Consider the following 14,414-nt stretch of genomic DNA (forward strand, 5'->3'; position numbering starts at 1 on the left):
ATGCTCGTTGCCGCCGCCCCAGATGGGGCGGCGGCCAGTTCGTGGGATCAGTACTGATCTTCGTAGCGCTTGGCCAAATCGTCGATGTTCTCCGGCGGCCAGGCGGGCACTTCCATGCCGAGATGCAGACCCATGGAGGCCAGCACTTCCTTGATCTCGTTCAGCGACTTGCGCCCGAAGTTCGGCGTGCGGAGCATTTCCGCCTCGGTCTTCTGGATCAGGTCGCCGATATAGACGATGTTGTCGTTCTTCAGGCAGTTCGCCGAGCGGACCGACAGTTCCAGCTCGTCGACCTTCTTGAGAAGGGCCGGGTTGAAGGCCAGTTCCGCAATCTGCTCCTCGGCGCCGCGCGTATCGCGCTGCGGCTCCTCGAAGTTTATGAAGACGGACAGCTGATCCTGCAGGATACGCGCGGCGTAGGCCACGGCATCCTCACCGGAGATCGAGCCATCGGTCTCGATCTGCATGGTGAGCTTGTCCTTGTTCAGGTCCTGCCCCTCGCGGGTATTCTCGACCTTGTAGGACACCTTCTTGACGGGCGAAAAGAGCGCGTCGACCGGGATGAGGCCGATCGGGGCATCCTCGGCGCGGTTCTGGTCCGCGGGAACATAGCCCTTGCCCGTATTGACGGTAAGCTCCATGCGGATCTCCGCGCCCTCGTCCAGGGTGCAGATCTCGTGCTCGGGGTTCAGGATCTCGATATCGCCGACCGTCTGGATATCCCCAGCCGTCACGACACCCGGGCCCGACTTGCGCAGGACCATGCGCTTCGGCCCTTCGCCCTGCATACCGATGTTGATTTCCTTGACGTTCAGGACGATGTCCGTCACGTCTTCGCGCACGCCCGCGATGGACGAGAATTCATGCAGCACGCCATCGATCTGGATGGCGGTGACCGCCGCCCCCTGGAGGGACGACAGCAGGATGCGCCGCAGCGCGTTGCCCAGCGTCAGGCCGAAGCCGCGCTCGAGCGGCTCGGCCGTCAGCGAAGCCCGCGTCCGGCTGGTGCTGCCGAAGACGACCTGATTGGGTTTGGTAAGGTCTTGCCAGTTGCTGGCGATCATCGCGCTTGCCTTTCAGCTACCCCGCCACCATCCAATCGTGGCGATGGGTCTCCAATGAGAGGATCCCCCTCTCGAAACGGCCAAAACCGCACTGCCGGATAAGCAGTGCGGTTCATGCTCATGGCCAGGCGTCAGACGCGGCGCTTCTTGCGCGGGCGGACACCATTGTGCGGGATCGGCGTCACATCACGGATCGAGGTGATGGTGAAGCCTGCTGCCTGCAGCGCCCGCAAAGCCGACTCACGGCCCGAACCAGGACCGGAGACTTCGACTTCGAGCGTGCGCATTCCGTGTTCCTGCGCCTTCTTCGCGGCGTCCTCGGCGGCGATCTGCGCGGCGAAGGGCGTCGACTTGCGCGAACCCTTGAAACCCTGCGCGCCTGCGGAGGACCAGGCAATCGTATTGCCCTGCGCGTCCGTGATGGTGATCAGCGTGTTGTTGAAGGAAGAGTTCACGTGGGCAACGCCGGACGTGATGTTCTTACGCTCGCGACGACGAACGCGTTGTTCCTTGGCCATAGTCTCACTTTCCTAAGATCTCGACACCGCCGTCATGCCAGCGGCTCCACCAGGACGGGCAAATGGCCCGTCCCTCCCCGCTGCGGCCGAAGCCGCAGGAAGGTTACTTCTTCTTGCCGGCGATCGGCTTGGCCGGACCCTTGCGGGTGCGGGCATTGGTGTGCGTGCGCTGGCCGCGAACCGGCAGGCTGCGGCGATGACGCAGGCCGCGGTAGCAACCCAGATCCATCAGACGCTTGATGTTCATCGACGTCTCGCGGCGCAGGTCACCCTCGACCTGGTAGTCGCGGTCGATGATCTCGCGGATCTGCAGCACCTCGGCGTCCGTCAGGTCGTTCACGCGGCGCTCGGCTGCAAGCCGGGCCTTTTCCACGATTTCCTGCGCGAAGCGGGGGCCGATGCCATGAATGTACTGCAGCGCGATGACGACGCGCTTGTTGGTTGGGATGTTGACGCCAGCGATACGTGCCACGTCCGTACTCCTAGGTTTGGGGCCGCTCGGCACCCGCATGGTTCTTACGGGGCCGATAAGCGAAAGCGATCGGTTCAGCCCCAGACACAGGACCGCCCCGACCGCAAAGATTCGCGAATGGGCGGCTTATAAGAAAAACAATGGATTGAGTCAATCCGGACAGCCCTCAGGCGCGCTGTCCGGCGACCACCTCTTCCAGTCCCACGCGGATCTGCGCCGTGACCTCGTCCATCGACGCCATTCCGTCGATCTGATGCACCATGTCGCGGGCCCTGTAATAGGGGCCGACGGCAGCCGTCGCCTGGCGAAACTCGTCGAGCCGCCGGCGGAAGACGTCGGGATTGTCGTCCTTGCGAACGGGCAGGCCCTTGGCTTCCGTCTCGGCGGCGCGCCGCGCGATCCGCTCGACGAGTCGACCTTCGTCCACCTTGAACTCGATCACCCGGTCGATCCGCAGGCCCTTGTCGGCCAGCATCTTTTCCAGCGCTTCGGCCTGCGCCACCGTCCGCGGGAAGCCGTCCAGGATGAAGCCGCCGCGCGCATCCGCCTGCTCGATCCGATCGGCCACGATGCCGATGACGACATCGTCCGGGACGAGCTGGCCGGCATCCATCAGAGCCTGAGCCTTGCGGCCGACCTCGGTGCCCTGGGCCACGGCCTCGCGGAGCATGTCGCCGGTCGAAAGCTGCGGAATGCCATAGGCTTCGGTCAACCTGTGCGCCTGCGTCCCCTTGCCTGCACCCGGCGGTCCGAGCAGTATCAGTCTCATCGCGTTCCCCGCTTGCCCCCGCGGAGCTTCGCCTTCTTGACGAGCCCCTCATATTGATGGGCCAGCAGATGGCCCTGCACCTGCGCCACCGTGTCCATCGTGACCGAAACGACGATCAGCAACGAGGTCCCGCCGAGATAGAAGGGGATCCCCACGGCCGAGATCAGGAACTCCGGCAAGAGGCAGATGGCGACGAGGTAGATCGCGCCCAGCACGGTGATGCGTGTCAGCACGTAGTCGATGTAATCGGCCGTACGGTCGCCGGGCCGGATGCCCGGGATGAAGCCGCCATGCTTCTTCAGATTGTCGGCCGTATCCTTCGGGTTGAAGACGATGGCCGTGTAGAAGAATGCGAAGAAGGCGATCATCGACGCATACAGGATCATGTAGAGCGGCTGCCCATGCCCAAGCGAGGCCACGATGGCCGTTGCCCAGCCGGGCAGCTGGCTCGTATCCGAGAAGTTCGCGATCGTGACCGGCAGGAGCAGCAGCGACGAAGCGAAGATCGGCGGAATGACACCGGCCGTGTTCAGCTTGAGCGGCAGATGGGACGTATCGCCCTGGAACATGCGGTTGCCGACCTGCCGCTTCGGATACTGAATCAGAAGCCGGCGCTGGGCACGCTCGAAGAAGACGATGAAGGCGATGCAGCCGATCGCCACCACGATCACCAGCATGATGACGAAGCTCGACAGCGCCCCGGTGCGCCCCAGTTCCAGGAGGTTGGCGACAGCCGAGGGCAGGTTCGCCACGATGCCCGCGAAAATGATCAGCGAAATGCCGTTGCCGATGCCCCGCGCGGTGATCTGCTCGCCGAGCCACATCAGGAACATGGTGCCGCCGACCAGCGTGATGACGCTGGACACAACGAAGAACATGCCCGGATTGGTCACGATATTGCTGGAAGACTGGAGTCCGACCGCGATGCCGTAAGCCTGGACCGTGGCCAGGATCACCGTCCCGTAGCGCGTATACTGGTTGATGACCTTGCGGCCCTGCTCGCCCTCTTTCTTGAGGGTTTCGAGCGACGGCACGACCGAGGTCATGAGCTGGATGATGATCGAGGCCGAGATATACGGCATGATGCCGAGCGCGAAGATGGCCATACGGCCGACGGCGCCACCGGCAAACATGTTGAAGACGCCCAGGATGCCCGTCGACTGCTGCTGGAAAGCCTGCGCCAGCGCATGAGGATCGATACCGGGCATCGGGATATAGGTGCCGAGTCGATAGACCAGGAGCGCGCCCAGCGTGAACCAGATGCGCTTTTTTAGGTCTTCCGCCTTGGAGAAGGCGGCGAAGTTCAGATTTGCGGCTAGTTGTTCCGCGGCCGATGCCATGTTCGAAATCTCTCCGGGTAGCCCTCGGGCACCGTCGCGTCCTGCGGCGGCACCCCCGGTTTCCAAAGCCGCAATCTCCGGAGCGACGCCAACCGCCGAGCCGAAATTGCACCTGTGCGACAGCCCCTCGCCGCGCCTGCAGACTGGCCTGGAGGGGTGCCTTGTGTACGCCTGCCCCGGAACCCGCGGCAGGGACGGATCCCGCGCCACCGGTCCGCCCACGGGAAGCGGCGGCCTCTTGGCGCGCCCTCCGCGGAACGGGAGTCGAATCACACGGCGAAGCGGCCCGATGGGGCCGCTTCGCATATCCTCAATCTGGCGAGTTACCGCCCATGACGCAAGGGGCTTGCGGCTCAGGCTTCCGCGCTGGCCGGAAGCGCGACCTTGCCGCCGGCCTTCTCGACCTTGTCGATGGCGGACTTCGAAGCGCCGTCCACCGAAATGTCGAGCTTGGCCGTCAGTTCGCCATCGCCCAGGAGCCGGATGCCGTCACGGCTCTTGCGCACCAGGCCCGCGGCGCGAAGCGCCTCGAGGTCGATCGCAGCCTTGGCGTCGAGCCGGCCCGCATCGATCGCCTGCTGAATGCGGCCGACCGACACGATGTTGTAGTCCTTGGCGAAGATGTTGACGAAGCCACGCTTCGGCAACCGGCGATACAGCGGCATCTGGCCGCCTTCGAAGCCGTTGATGGCCACGCCCGAACGGGACTTCTGACCCTTGACGCCACGGCCACCCGTCTTGCCCGAGCCGGAGCCGATGCCACGGCCCAGACGCTTGCGGGAATGGGTTGCGCCTTCCTTGTCGGCGAGTTCGTTGAGTTTCATGTCTGCTACTCCCGGCTCACTGGCCGTCAACGACGCGGACGAGGTGGCTGACCTTGGCGATCATGCCACGCACAGAGGGGGTATCCTCCAGCGTCCGGCGACGGTGCAACTTGTTAAGACCCAGGCCCACGAGCGTCTGGCGCTGGTCCTTGGGGCGGCGAAGCGGGCTTCCGATCTGCTCGACGGTGATCGTGTTCCCGGTCTCTTGCTTGTCAGCCATCCTGTGGCTCCTTCTTCAATGGCTCGACCGTCGGTCCTGCAACAACCCGGAGGTTGTCGTTCAGGCCTCGACGTCCGATCCGACCAGGTCGCGACGCCGTGCCTGCAGCGTCGAATACTTCAGGCCGCGCTTGGCAGCGACATCCTTCGGATGCGCCTGACCCTTCAGGGCGTCGAACGTCGCGCGGACCATGTTGTAGGGGTTGGAGGACCCCATCGACTTGGCGACAACGTCGTGCATGCCGACGGCCTCGAAGACGGCGCGCATCGGACCACCGGCGATGATACCGGTACCGGCTTCCGCCGTCCGCAGGATCACCTTGCCGGCGCCGTGGCGGCCCTGCACGTCATGATGCAGCGTGCGCGCATCGCGCAGCGGAACGAAGATCATGTCGCGCTTGGCGGCTTCCGTCGCCTTGCGGATGGCTTCCGGCACTTCACGCGCCTTGCCATGGCCGAAGCCGACCCGGCCCTTCAGATCACCCACGACGACGAGCGCGGCGAAGCCGAAGCGACGTCCGCCCTTCACCACCTTGGCGACGCGGTTGATGTGGACGAGCTTGTCGACGAAGCCGTCATCCCGCTCTTCGCGGTCGTTACGTTCATTACGAGGCGCCATATCCTGTTCCTTGTTTTTTTCCGGAGGCGTCCGAGATGTGGGCGGGATCATGACGATCCGCACCCGGCGATGTCCGAAACGAGCTGCGTCGTGCCGGACCTGTCCGATACGTCGGTCAGCAGGCCTGTGAGGGCCTGCTCTCGCACGATCGGGAAACTGACTGCGATGGGCGCATGAAAAGCCCGTGGCTCCCCTGCCCTGCCACCCACCGGGCGGCATGCGTTCCGGGAGCCGGGTGCTCTAAAGCACAATCCGGCGGCGAGGGAAACCCGCACCGCCGGAAAACGCGTGGATCGATGCGAAAACGGTGGGACGGGCCCGCCGATCCGGATCAGAAGTTCAGGCCACCTTCCCGCGCCGCATCGGCCAGAGCCTTGATGCGACCGTGGAAGATGAAGGCGCCACGATCGAAGACGACGTCGGTGACGCCGGCTTCCTTGGCGCGCTCGGCCACCAGCTTGCCGACGGCCTTGGCGGCTTCGACATCGGCGCCGGTCTTCAGCGCGGTGCGCAGCGATGCATCGAGGGTGGACGCCGCAGCCAGGGTATGGCCGGCGCCGTCATCGATGACCTGCGCATAGATGTTCTTGGAAGACCGGTGAACCGACAGGCGCGGACGCCCGTTGGAAACCGCCTTCAAGGATCGGCGGACGCGCCCGGCGCGGCGCCGCAGAATTGCTTTCGTGCTAGCCATGTCGCGGACCTTACTTCTTCTTGCCTTCCTTGCGGACGATCTTCTCGCCGGCGTAACGCACACCCTTGCCCTTGTAGGGCTCAGGACCACGATACTCGCGGATCTCCGCTGCAACCTGACCGACGCGCTGCTTGTCGATGCCGGTCACCACGATTTCCGTCGGCTTGGGGACGGAAATCTGGATGCCTTCCGGCACCTGGTAGACCACATCGTGGCTGAAGCCGAGCGCCAGCTGCAGGTTCTTGCCCTGCATGGACGCGCGATAGCCGACGCCGGTAATCTCGAGGCGCTTCTCGAACCCGTCCGCGACACCCTTCAGGATGTTGAGGATCATGGTGCGGGACATGCCCCACTTGGAACGCGCATCCTTGGACGCATCGCGCGGATCCACCTTGATGGAGCCGTCCTCGAGCTTGACCAGGACTTCGTCATTCACCACGAAGGACAACTCGCCCTTCGGTCCCTTTGCCTTGACGGTCTGTCCCTCGACGGACGCCGTCACGCCGTTCGGAAGGGAGACCGGCTTTTTACCAATACGAGACATCGTCAAACCTGTCCGTTACGCGGCTTGGAGTTTCTCAGCGCGTCAGAAGACGCGGCAGAGAAGCTCACCACCGACATTCTGTTCGCGTGCGCTGTGATCGGCCATCACGCCCTTGGGCGTCGACAGAACCGAGATGCCCAGACCGTTCGCAACCTGCGGAATGGTCTTGGACGAAACGTAGACGCGGCGGCCAGGCTTGGATACGCGCGCGATCTCGCGGATCACGGGTGCGCCCTCGTAATACTTCAGTTCGATGCTGAACTCGGCGGTGCCGTTCTCGAACTTGGTTTCCGTGTAGCCGCGGATGTAGCCCTCGTCCTTGAGGACGTCCAGAACACGGGCACGCAGCTTGGACGCCGGCGTGACAACCGAGGTCTTGTTGCGCATCACCGCGTTGCGGATGCGGGTCAGCATATCGCCGAGCGGATCAGAAAGAGCCATGTTTGCGTCTCCTTACCAGCTCGACTTCACGATACCGGGGATCTGGCCGTTATTGCCAAGCTCCCGGAGCGCGATACGCGACATCTTCAACTTACGATAGTAGGCACGCGGGCGGCCTGTCACTTCGCAACGGTTGCGCACGCGAACCTTGGTGGAGTTGCGGGGCAACTCCGCCAGCTTCAGCTGGGCACGGAAACGATCTTCCATGCTGGCGCTCTGGTCGGTGGTGATCGCCTTCAGCGCTTCACGCTTGGCGGCAAACTGTGCCACCAGGCGCTCACGGCGCTTGTTCTTCTCGATCGCGCTCTTCTTAGCCATTCTTTAGATCCTTTTCGCCTGCCGTTACTGGCGGAAGGGGAAGTTGAACGCCTTCAAGAGCGCCCGGGCTTCCTCGTCGGTTGTCGCCGTCGTACACACGATGATGTCCATGCCCCACATCTGATCAACCTTGTCGTAGTTGATCTCGGGGAACACGATGTGCTCCTTCAGGCCCATAGCAAAATTACCACGGCCGTCAAAGCTCTTGGGGTTCAATCCGCGGAAATCGCGGACGCGGGGCAGAGCAATCTGGATCAGCCGATCCAGGAACTCGTACATGCGGTCCTTGCGCAGCGTGACCTTGGCGCCGATCGGCATGCCTTCGCGGACCTTGAAGCCGGCGATGGACGTGCGCGCCCGGGTGATGACCGGCTTCTGGCCGGCAATCATGGCCAGGTCCTCGGCGGCGACGCTGGGCTTCTTGGAGTCGCCCGTGGCCTCGCCCACACCCATGTTGATCACGATCTTGTCCAGGCGCGGAACCTGCATGCCGTTCTGATAGCTGAACTCGGCCTGCAGCTGCTTGCGGATCTCGTCGCGATACACCGCCTTCAGGCGGGGTTCGTAATTTGCCTCAGCCATCGATCTGTTCTCCCGAGCGCTTGGCGACGCGCACCTTGCGGCCATCGTCGAGCAGCTTGAAGCCGACGCGGGTCGGCTTGCCGTCCTTATCTTCGAGCGCCAGGTTCGAAAGATGGATCGGAGCCTCTTTCGAGATGATGCCGGCTTCCTGGGACGCGGTCTGGCGCTGATGGCGCTTGACCATGTTCACCCCACGGACGACCGCACGGTCTTCCTTCGGCATGACCTGGATGACTTCACCGGTACGGCCCTTGTCCTTGCCGGTGAGTACGACGACCTTGTCGCCTTTGCGAATCTTCTGCATGATTCCGGTTCCTCAGAGCACTTCCGGCGCCAGCGAGATGATCTTCATGTGGTTCCGCCCACGCAGCTCGCGGGGGACGGGTCCGAAGATACGGGTGCCGACCGGCTCTTTCTTGTTATCGATCAGGACGGCGGCGTTACGGTCGAACCGGATCACCGAACCATCGGCTCTGCGGATGTCCTTGGCGGTACGAACCACCACGGCCTTCATCACATCGCCCTTTTTAACGCGGCCGCGCGGAATGGCCTCCTTGATGGAAACGACGATGATGTCGCCCACCGAGGCATATTTCCGCTTCGAGCCGCCCAGCACCTTGATGCACATGACACGACGGGCGCCGGAATTATCCGCCACATCGAGGTTTGTTTGCATCTGAATCATGTCAGGCCGCCTTCAACTACGGACCGGGGAGCCGAGACATGGCTGGCTCACCCGGGCAAAAACTTCAGTTAGCCGCCGCTTCGTTAGCGACGACGATCCAGGTCTTGTCACGCGAGATGGGGCGCGTCTCTTCGATCGAGACGATATCGCCCACCTTGAACTGGTTGTTCTCGTCGTGCGCCTTGTACTTCTTGGACCGGCGAACGGTCTTCTTGAACAGGGGGTGCGTGAAGCGACGCTCCACGAGCACGACGACCGTCTTGTCATTCTTATCGGAGACCACGGTCCCCTGCAAAACGCGTTTCGGCATAATTTTCTACCTTCAGGCCTTGTTCTCGGCCGCCTTCTGGCGTGCGATGGTCTTGATCCGTGCGATATCGCGGCGGACTTCCTTCACACGCGCGGTGTTTTCGAGCTGACCGGTGGCCCGCTGAAAGCGCAGATTGAACTGCTCTTTCTTCAGATTGCCGAGCTCGGTGGCCAGTTCGTCGGAGGTCTTGGTCCGGACGTCAGAGGCTTTCATAATCATTCTCCCCTTACTCGGCAATGCGCTGAATGAAGCGCGTCTTGATCGGGAGCTTGGCGGCACCCAGGCGGAGGGCTTCACGCGCGACATCTTCGGGAACCCCGTCGACCTCGAACATGATGCGTCCCGGGGCGACGCGGGCCGCCCAGTACTCGATGGCGCCCTTGCCCTTACCCATGCGGACTTCCGTCGGCTTGGCAGTAACCGGCAGGTCGGGGAAGATGCGGATCCACACCCGGCCCTGGCGCTTCATCTGACGCGTGATCGCGCGGCGTGCCGCCTCGATCTGGCGAGCGGTCACCCGCTCCGGCTCCAGCGCCTTGAGGCCATAGGCGCCGAAATTGAGCAGCGACCCGCCCTTGGAGGCGCCGTGGATACGACCCTTGAACGCCTTGCGGAACTTCGTGCGCTTTGGCTGCAACATTTCGTTCTACTCCGAAACCTGTTGATCAGGCGTGTTCGCGCTCGCGACGACGGTTGCCGCCACCGGACGCTTCGCCTTCGACCGCACGGCGCTCGGAGGCCAGCGGATCATGTTCGAGGATCTCACCTTTGAAGATCCACACCTTAACACCGCACACGCCATAGGCCGTATGAGCCTCGGCCGTGCCGTAGTCGACATCCGCGCGCAGCGTATGCAGCGGCACGCGACCTTCGCGATACCACTCCATCCGAGCGATTTCCGCGCCGCCGAGGCGGCCGCTGCAGTTGATGCGGATGCCTTCCGCGCCCAGACGCATCGCCGACTGAACGGCGCGCTTCATGGCCCGGCGGAACGCCACGCGGCGCTCGAGCTGCTGCGCGATCGACTGCGCCACCAGGGTGGCGTCGGTCTCGGGCTTGCGGATCTCCACGATGTTGATGTGGGTTTCCGCCTTGGTCAGCTGAGCCAGCTTCTTGCGAAGCTTCTCGATGTCCGCGCCCTTCTTGCCGATCACGATGCCCGGACGTGCCGAGTGGATCGTGACGCGGCACTTCTTGTGCGGACGCTCGATGACGACCTTGGAGACCGCCGCCTGCTTCAGCTCTTCCAGGAGGTACTTGCGGATCGCAAGATCTTCATGGAGCAGCTGCCCGTACTCGCCGGTGTTCGCATACCAACGCGAATCCCACGTGCGGTTGATGCCGAGACGCAGGCCCGTCGGGTTGACTTTCTGACCCATTATGCGGCCTCCTCTTCAGCCACTTCGCGCACGACGATCGTCAGATGCGAGAAGGGCTTCTCGACCCGGCTCGCACGGCCGCGACCGCGGGCATGGAAACGCTTCATCGTGATCGACTTGCCGACATAGGCTTCGGCGACCACCAGGGCGTCGATGTCGAGATCATGATTGTTCTCGGCATTCGCGATGGCGCTTTCCAGCGTTTTCTTCACCGTCTCGGCGATCCGCTTGCGCGAGAAGGTCAGGTCCGCGAGAGCGCGGTCCACCTTCTTGCCGCGGATCAGCTGCGCGACGAGATTGAGTTTCTGCGGGCTGACGCGAAGCGTACGGGCGACTGCCCGGGCTTCGTTGTCCTTCAGCGCGCGCTCGGCCTTGGCCTTGCCCATGGTTACTTCCTCTTCGCCTTCTTGTCGGCGCCGTGGCCGTAATAGGTGCGGGTCGGTGAGAACTCGCCGAACTTGTGTCCGACCATGTCCTCGTTGACCGAGACCGGGATGTGCTTGGAGCCGTTGTAGACGCCGAAGGTCAGCCCGACGAACTGCGGCAGGATCGTGGAGCGACGGCTCCAGATCTTGATCACCTCGTTGCGACCACCGGAGCGTACCTTCTCAGCCTTCTTGAGCAGGTAGCCATCAACGAACGGACCCTTCCAGACGGAACGTGTCATAGGAAAATCCTTCTCTTACTTCTTGCGCTGATGGCGCGAACGCATGATGAACTTGTCCGTGGACTTGTTCTGGCGCGTACGCTTGCCCTTGGTCGGCTTGCCCCACGGCGACACCGGATGGCGGCCACCGGAGGTGCGGCCTTCACCACCGCCGTGCGGATGGTCGACCGGGTTCATGGCGACACCGCGAACATGCGGACGCTTGCCGAGCCACACGGCGCGACCGGCCTTGCCGAGGTTGATGTTGCCATGGTCCGGGTTGGACACGGCACCGACCGTCGCAAAGCAGGCACCGGGCACCAGGCGCTGCTCGCCCGAGTTCAGGCGCAGGATCGCCATGCCGGCATCGCGGCCGACGAGCTGTGCGTAGGAACCGGCGGAGCGGGCGATCTGACCACCCTTCTCCGGCTTCATCTCCACATTGTGGATGATGGTGCCGACCGGCATGGCCGACAGCGGCATCGCATTGCCCGGCTTCACGTCGACGCCCGTCAGGCCCGAGACGACCTTGTCGCCAGCGGCCAGACGCTGCGGCGCCAGGATGTAGCTCAGCTCGCCGTCCTCGTAGCGCAGCAGGGCGATGAAGGCCGTGCGGTTCGGATCGTACTCGATCCGCTCAACCGTACCGACCGCATCGAGCTTGCGACGCTTGAAGTCGATCTTGCGGTAGGTCCGCTTGTGTCCGCCGCCCTGGTACCGCGCGGTGATGCGGCCGGTGTTGTTCCGGCCACCCTTCTGCGTCAGGCCTTCGGTCAGCTGCTTGACCGGCTTGCCCTTCCAGAGACCCGAACGGTCGACGATCACCAGCTGGCGCTGGCTCGGCGTGACCGGTTTGAAGTTCTTCAATGCCATCGATCTATTTCCTCAAGGCTCGCTCTCAGAGACCGGTCGAGACGTCGATGCTCTGGCCTTCGGCCAGCGTCACGATCGCCTTCTTCTGGTCGCTCTGGCGGCCGGGGCGGCCCCGGAAGCGGCGCACCTTGCCCTTGCGGACGAGGGTATTCACCGCCTTGACCTTCACACCGAACAGCTGCTCGACAGCCGCCTTGATCTCCGGCTTGGTCGCCTTGCCGGGGACATTGAAGATCACCTGGTTGTACTCCGAGACCATCGTCGACTTCTCGGTGACGACGGGGCTCGTGATAATGTCGTAGTGGCGCAGGTCAATCATTTGAAGCGCTCCTCGAGGGCCTCGACGGCGGCCTTGGACAGGACGAGCGTCTGGCGACGGAGAATGTCGTAGACGTTGATGCCCTGGATCGGCAGAACGTCGATGTTCGGGATCGCCCGGGCGGACCGTGCGAAGTTGCCGTCCAGCTCGGCGCCACCGATCACCAGCGCGTTCTTCAGGCCGAGGCCGTTGAAGTGCGCGGCCATCGCCTTGGTCTTGCCGTCCGTCGACGTCAGATCGTCGATGACGATCAGGCTGTCGGACTTGAACTTGGCGGACAAAGCATGCTTCAGCGCGAGCTGACGCAGCTTCTTGGGCAGATCGTGCGCATGGCTGCGGCTGACCGGACCATGGGCCTTGCCACCGCCGCGGAACTGCGGCGCGCGGGCCGAGCCGTGGCGGGCACGACCGGTGCCCTTCTGCTTGTAGAGCTTGGCGCCGGTACGGGCGATTTCGGCCCGGCCCAGCGTCTGGTGCGTGCCCTGCTGGCGCTTGGCCAGCTGGTAGCGCACCATGCGCTGCAGAATGTCCGCACGCGGCTCGAGCCCGAAGATCTCTTCGGCGAGGCTGACCGTGCCGGCGTCGCCGCCGCTGAGGGTCTTGATCTTGATGTCAACCATTACTCGGCTCCCTCGGCAGCCGTTGCTTCCGCAGCGCCATTGCCGCCGGCGGTGCGAAGCGCAGCCGGCTTCGGCGCGTTGTCCGGAAGCGCGGCCTTGACCGCGTCACGAATGTAGATCCAGCCACCCTTGGAACCCGGCACGGCGCCGCGGATCAGGATGAGGCCCTTGTCGGCATCGGTCCGGACGATTTCCAGGTTCTGGGTCGTCACGCGGACGTGGCCCATGTGACCGGCCATCTTCTTGTTCTTGAAGACCTTGCCCGGATCCTGGCGCTGACCGGTCGAACCATGCGAGCGATGCGACACGGACACACCGTGCGTTGCGCGCAGACCACCGAAATTGTGGCGCTTCATGGCACCGGCGAAGCCCTTACCGATCGAGGTGCCCGTCACGTCGACGAGCTGCCCGACGACGAAATGATCCGCCGTGATCTCGGCGCCGACATCGACGAGGTTCTCGGGGGTGACCCGGAACTCCGCGACCTTGCGCTTGGGTTCGACCGAGGCCTGGGCGAAGACGCCGCGAAGAGCCTTGGACGTGTTCTTGACCTTCGCCAGACCGGCGCCGAGCTGAACGGCGGTATAGCCGTTCTTCTCCTGCGTCCGCTGACCGACGACCTGGAGGTTCTCCACTTTGAGAACCGTGACCGGAACATGCTCGCCGGCGTCGTTATAGACGCGGGTCATGCCGACCTTCTGTGCAATCACACCTGCACGCATGGGCGTTATCCTTCCCGTGCTCGGATCAGAGCTTGATCTCGACATCGACGCCAGCGGCGAGGTCGAGCTTCATGAGGGCATCGACCGTCTGCGGAGTCGGGTCGACGATGTCGAGAAGACGCTTGTGCGTCCGCATCTCGAACTGCTCACGCGACTTCTTGTCGATATGGGGCGAGCGGTTCACGGTGAACTTCTCGATGCGGGTCGGCAGCGGGATGGGCCCGCGCACATTCGCGCCCGTGCGCTTCGCCGTAGAAACGATCTCACGCGTGGAAGCATCCAGGACCCGGTGGTCGAACGCCTTCAGTCGGATGCGGATATTCTGGCCGTTCATTGCATTCGTCCTCTCGTCGGAGCCTACCGGTGGGCCGGCGCTATCCGAGCGCTTGTCAGTCTTCAGCCAATTCAAACGGAACGCTGAACCATTCAGCGACCCAACCGCCCCTGTCGGGGCAG

26 protein-coding genes are annotated in these 14,414 nt (G+C 63.5%); all 26 read right to left on the reverse strand.

Features of this window, described 5'->3' with window-relative positions:
• Positions 1-47 precede the first annotated feature (47 nt).
• Positions 48-1,064 (reverse strand): DNA-directed RNA polymerase subunit alpha, encoded by a 1,017-nt coding sequence (locus tag AUL30_RS03640; RefSeq protein ID WP_062226438.1) that lies wholly within the window; start codon positions 1,062-1,064, stop codon positions 48-50.
• Positions 1,065-1,195: 131 nt separating this feature from the next.
• Positions 1,196-1,582 (reverse strand): 30S ribosomal protein S11, encoded by a 387-nt coding sequence (gene rpsK / locus AUL30_RS03645; protein WP_062226439.1) that lies wholly within the window; start codon positions 1,580-1,582, stop codon positions 1,196-1,198.
• Between the two features lie 103 nt (positions 1,583-1,685).
• A complete protein-coding gene (gene rpsM, locus AUL30_RS03650) occupies positions 1,686-2,054 on the reverse strand; it encodes a 30S ribosomal protein S13 (RefSeq protein WP_062226440.1) in 369 nt (122 codons plus the stop codon).
• Positions 2,055-2,220: 166 nt separating this feature from the next.
• Complete coding sequence (locus AUL30_RS03655; protein WP_062226441.1) at positions 2,221-2,823, reverse strand: adenylate kinase; 603 nt, start codon at positions 2,821-2,823, stop codon at positions 2,221-2,223.
• Positions 2,820-4,163 carry a preprotein translocase subunit SecY gene (gene secY / locus AUL30_RS03660; RefSeq protein WP_062226442.1) on the reverse strand — a complete coding sequence of 448 codons (1,344 nt, stop codon included), beginning with the start codon at positions 4,161-4,163 and terminating at the stop codon, positions 2,820-2,822. Before secY ends, AUL30_RS03655 begins: the two co-directional genes overlap by 4 nt.
• A 353-nt stretch (positions 4,164-4,516) precedes the next feature.
• Positions 4,517-4,987 (reverse strand): 50S ribosomal protein L15, encoded by a 471-nt coding sequence (gene rplO / locus AUL30_RS03665; RefSeq protein WP_062226443.1) that lies wholly within the window; start codon positions 4,985-4,987, stop codon positions 4,517-4,519.
• 16 nt (positions 4,988-5,003) lie between these two features.
• A complete protein-coding gene (rpmD, locus tag AUL30_RS03670) occupies positions 5,004-5,207 on the reverse strand; it encodes a 50S ribosomal protein L30 (protein ID WP_062226444.1) in 204 nt (67 codons plus the stop codon).
• Positions 5,208-5,267: 60 nt separating this feature from the next.
• Positions 5,268-5,825: a 30S ribosomal protein S5 gene (rpsE, locus tag AUL30_RS03675; RefSeq protein ID WP_062226445.1), complete on the reverse strand. Its 558-nt coding sequence runs from the start codon at positions 5,823-5,825 to the stop codon at positions 5,268-5,270.
• A 331-nt stretch (positions 5,826-6,156) separates the two neighbouring features.
• Positions 6,157-6,519, reverse strand: a complete 363-nt coding sequence (gene rplR, locus AUL30_RS03680) for a 50S ribosomal protein L18 (RefSeq protein WP_062226446.1) — start codon at positions 6,517-6,519, stop codon at positions 6,157-6,159.
• A 10-nt stretch (positions 6,520-6,529) separates the two neighbouring features.
• Positions 6,530-7,063: a 50S ribosomal protein L6 gene (gene rplF / locus AUL30_RS03685; protein ID WP_062226447.1), complete on the reverse strand. Its 534-nt coding sequence runs from the start codon at positions 7,061-7,063 to the stop codon at positions 6,530-6,532.
• 42 nt (positions 7,064-7,105) lie between these two features.
• Positions 7,106-7,504, reverse strand: a complete 399-nt coding sequence (gene rpsH, locus AUL30_RS03690) for a 30S ribosomal protein S8 (RefSeq protein WP_062226448.1) — start codon at positions 7,502-7,504, stop codon at positions 7,106-7,108.
• A 12-nt stretch (positions 7,505-7,516) separates the two neighbouring features.
• A complete protein-coding gene (gene rpsN / locus AUL30_RS03695) occupies positions 7,517-7,822 on the reverse strand; it encodes a 30S ribosomal protein S14 (RefSeq protein WP_062226449.1) in 306 nt (101 codons plus the stop codon).
• A gap of 24 nt (positions 7,823-7,846) precedes the next feature.
• Complete coding sequence (gene rplE / locus AUL30_RS03700; RefSeq protein ID WP_062226450.1) at positions 7,847-8,404, reverse strand: 50S ribosomal protein L5; 558 nt, start codon at positions 8,402-8,404, stop codon at positions 7,847-7,849.
• Positions 8,397-8,708: a 50S ribosomal protein L24 gene (gene rplX / locus AUL30_RS03705; RefSeq protein ID WP_062226451.1), complete on the reverse strand. Its 312-nt coding sequence runs from the start codon at positions 8,706-8,708 to the stop codon at positions 8,397-8,399. Before rplX ends, rplE begins: the two co-directional genes overlap by 8 nt.
• A gap of 12 nt (positions 8,709-8,720) precedes the next feature.
• Positions 8,721-9,089: a 50S ribosomal protein L14 gene (gene rplN / locus AUL30_RS03710; protein ID WP_056504767.1), complete on the reverse strand. Its 369-nt coding sequence runs from the start codon at positions 9,087-9,089 to the stop codon at positions 8,721-8,723.
• Between the two features lie 64 nt (positions 9,090-9,153).
• On the reverse strand, positions 9,154-9,399 hold the full coding sequence (gene rpsQ / locus AUL30_RS03715; protein WP_062226452.1) for a 30S ribosomal protein S17: 246 nt from the start codon (positions 9,397-9,399) through the stop codon (positions 9,154-9,156).
• 12 nt (positions 9,400-9,411) lie between these two features.
• Entirely contained in the window at positions 9,412-9,612 is a 201-nt protein-coding gene (gene rpmC, locus AUL30_RS03720) for a 50S ribosomal protein L29 (protein WP_062226453.1), read from the reverse strand.
• 13 nt (positions 9,613-9,625) lie between these two features.
• A complete protein-coding gene (gene rplP / locus AUL30_RS03725) occupies positions 9,626-10,039 on the reverse strand; it encodes a 50S ribosomal protein L16 (protein WP_062226454.1) in 414 nt (137 codons plus the stop codon).
• A 25-nt stretch (positions 10,040-10,064) separates the two neighbouring features.
• Positions 10,065-10,778 (reverse strand): 30S ribosomal protein S3, encoded by a 714-nt coding sequence (gene rpsC / locus AUL30_RS03730; RefSeq protein WP_062226455.1) that lies wholly within the window; start codon positions 10,776-10,778, stop codon positions 10,065-10,067.
• On the reverse strand, positions 10,778-11,164 hold the full coding sequence (gene rplV, locus AUL30_RS03735; protein WP_039192551.1) for a 50S ribosomal protein L22: 387 nt from the start codon (positions 11,162-11,164) through the stop codon (positions 10,778-10,780). Before rplV ends, rpsC begins: the two co-directional genes overlap by 1 nt.
• A 2-nt stretch (positions 11,165-11,166) precedes the next feature.
• Positions 11,167-11,445 carry a 30S ribosomal protein S19 gene (rpsS, locus tag AUL30_RS03740; protein ID WP_062226456.1) on the reverse strand — a complete coding sequence of 93 codons (279 nt, stop codon included), beginning with the start codon at positions 11,443-11,445 and terminating at the stop codon, positions 11,167-11,169.
• Positions 11,446-11,460: 15 nt separating this feature from the next.
• Positions 11,461-12,297, reverse strand: a complete 837-nt coding sequence (gene rplB, locus AUL30_RS03745) for a 50S ribosomal protein L2 (RefSeq protein ID WP_062226457.1) — start codon at positions 12,295-12,297, stop codon at positions 11,461-11,463.
• Positions 12,298-12,322: 25 nt separating this feature from the next.
• On the reverse strand, positions 12,323-12,616 hold the full coding sequence (locus tag AUL30_RS03750; RefSeq protein ID WP_062226458.1) for a 50S ribosomal protein L23: 294 nt from the start codon (positions 12,614-12,616) through the stop codon (positions 12,323-12,325).
• A complete protein-coding gene (rplD, locus tag AUL30_RS03755; RefSeq protein ID WP_062226459.1) occupies positions 12,613-13,236 on the reverse strand; it encodes a 50S ribosomal protein L4 in 624 nt (207 codons plus the stop codon). The genes AUL30_RS03750 and rplD overlap by 4 nt, the downstream gene beginning before the upstream one ends.
• Positions 13,236-13,958: a 50S ribosomal protein L3 gene (gene rplC, locus AUL30_RS03760; protein ID WP_062226460.1), complete on the reverse strand. Its 723-nt coding sequence runs from the start codon at positions 13,956-13,958 to the stop codon at positions 13,236-13,238. Before rplC ends, rplD begins: the two co-directional genes overlap by 1 nt.
• A gap of 25 nt (positions 13,959-13,983) precedes the next feature.
• A complete protein-coding gene (rpsJ, locus tag AUL30_RS03765) occupies positions 13,984-14,292 on the reverse strand; it encodes a 30S ribosomal protein S10 (RefSeq protein WP_007066362.1) in 309 nt (102 codons plus the stop codon).
• Positions 14,293-14,414: the final 122 nt, after the last annotated feature.

Origin of the sequence: Aureimonas frigidaquae (assembly GCF_001463905.1) — a bacterium.
GTDB classification, from domain to species: domain Bacteria; phylum Pseudomonadota; class Alphaproteobacteria; order Rhizobiales; family Rhizobiaceae; genus Aureimonas; species Aureimonas frigidaquae.

Bases quoted from the DNA above. Each gene is read 5' to 3' on its own strand.
- AUL30_RS03655 (WP_062226441.1), bottom strand. From the start codon at position 2,823: ATGAGACTGATACTGCTCGGACCGCCGGGTGCAGGCAAGGGGACGCAG.
- rpsK (WP_062226439.1), bottom strand. From the start codon at position 1,582: ATGGCCAAGGAACAACGCGTTCGTCGTCGCGAGCGTAAGAACATCACG.
- rplX (WP_062226451.1), bottom strand. From the start codon at position 8,708: ATGCAGAAGATTCGCAAAGGCGACAAGGTCGTCGTACTCACCGGCAAG.
- secY (WP_062226442.1), bottom strand. From the start codon at position 4,163: ATGGCATCGGCCGCGGAACAACTAGCCGCAAATCTGAACTTCGCCGCC.
- rplC (WP_062226460.1), bottom strand. From the start codon at position 13,958: ATGCGTGCAGGTGTGATTGCACAGAAGGTCGGCATGACCCGCGTCTAT.
- rpsE (WP_062226445.1), bottom strand. From the start codon at position 5,825: ATGGCGCCTCGTAATGAACGTAACGACCGCGAAGAGCGGGATGACGGC.
- rpsH (WP_062226448.1), bottom strand. From the start codon at position 7,504: ATGGCTCTTTCTGATCCGCTCGGCGATATGCTGACCCGCATCCGCAAC.
- rpsQ (WP_062226452.1), bottom strand. From the start codon at position 9,399: ATGCCGAAACGCGTTTTGCAGGGGACCGTGGTCTCCGATAAGAATGAC.
- rpsJ (WP_007066362.1), bottom strand. From the start codon at position 14,292: ATGAACGGCCAGAATATCCGCATCCGACTGAAGGCGTTCGACCACCGG.
- rplV (WP_039192551.1), bottom strand. From the start codon at position 11,164: ATGGGCAAGGCCAAGGCCGAGCGCGCGCTGAAGGACAACGAAGCCCGG.
- rplN (WP_056504767.1), bottom strand. From the start codon at position 9,089: ATGATTCAGATGCAAACAAACCTCGATGTGGCGGATAATTCCGGCGCC.
- rplP (WP_062226454.1), bottom strand. From the start codon at position 10,039: ATGTTGCAGCCAAAGCGCACGAAGTTCCGCAAGGCGTTCAAGGGTCGT.
- rplE (WP_062226450.1), bottom strand. From the start codon at position 8,404: ATGGCTGAGGCAAATTACGAACCCCGCCTGAAGGCGGTGTATCGCGAC.
- rpmC (WP_062226453.1), bottom strand. From the start codon at position 9,612: ATGAAAGCCTCTGACGTCCGGACCAAGACCTCCGACGAACTGGCCACC.
- rplR (WP_062226446.1), bottom strand. From the start codon at position 6,519: ATGGCTAGCACGAAAGCAATTCTGCGGCGCCGCGCCGGGCGCGTCCGC.
- rplB (WP_062226457.1), bottom strand. From the start codon at position 12,297: ATGGCATTGAAGAACTTCAAACCGGTCACGCCGAGCCAGCGCCAGCTG.
- AUL30_RS03640 (WP_062226438.1), bottom strand. From the start codon at position 1,064: ATGATCGCCAGCAACTGGCAAGACCTTACCAAACCCAATCAGGTCGTC.
- AUL30_RS03750 (WP_062226458.1), bottom strand. From the start codon at position 12,616: ATGATTGACCTGCGCCACTACGACATTATCACGAGCCCCGTCGTCACC.
- rpsS (WP_062226456.1), bottom strand. From the start codon at position 11,445: ATGACACGTTCCGTCTGGAAGGGTCCGTTCGTTGATGGCTACCTGCTC.
- rplF (WP_062226447.1), bottom strand. From the start codon at position 7,063: ATGTCTCGTATTGGTAAAAAGCCGGTCTCCCTTCCGAACGGCGTGACG.
- rpsC (WP_062226455.1), bottom strand. From the start codon at position 10,778: ATGGGTCAGAAAGTCAACCCGACGGGCCTGCGTCTCGGCATCAACCGC.
- rplD (WP_062226459.1), bottom strand. From the start codon at position 13,236: ATGGTTGACATCAAGATCAAGACCCTCAGCGGCGGCGACGCCGGCACG.
- rpmD (WP_062226444.1), bottom strand. From the start codon at position 5,207: ATGGCTGACAAGCAAGAGACCGGGAACACGATCACCGTCGAGCAGATC.
- rpsN (WP_062226449.1), bottom strand. From the start codon at position 7,822: ATGGCTAAGAAGAGCGCGATCGAGAAGAACAAGCGCCGTGAGCGCCTG.
- rplO (WP_062226443.1), bottom strand. From the start codon at position 4,987: ATGAAACTCAACGAACTCGCCGACAAGGAAGGCGCAACCCATTCCCGC.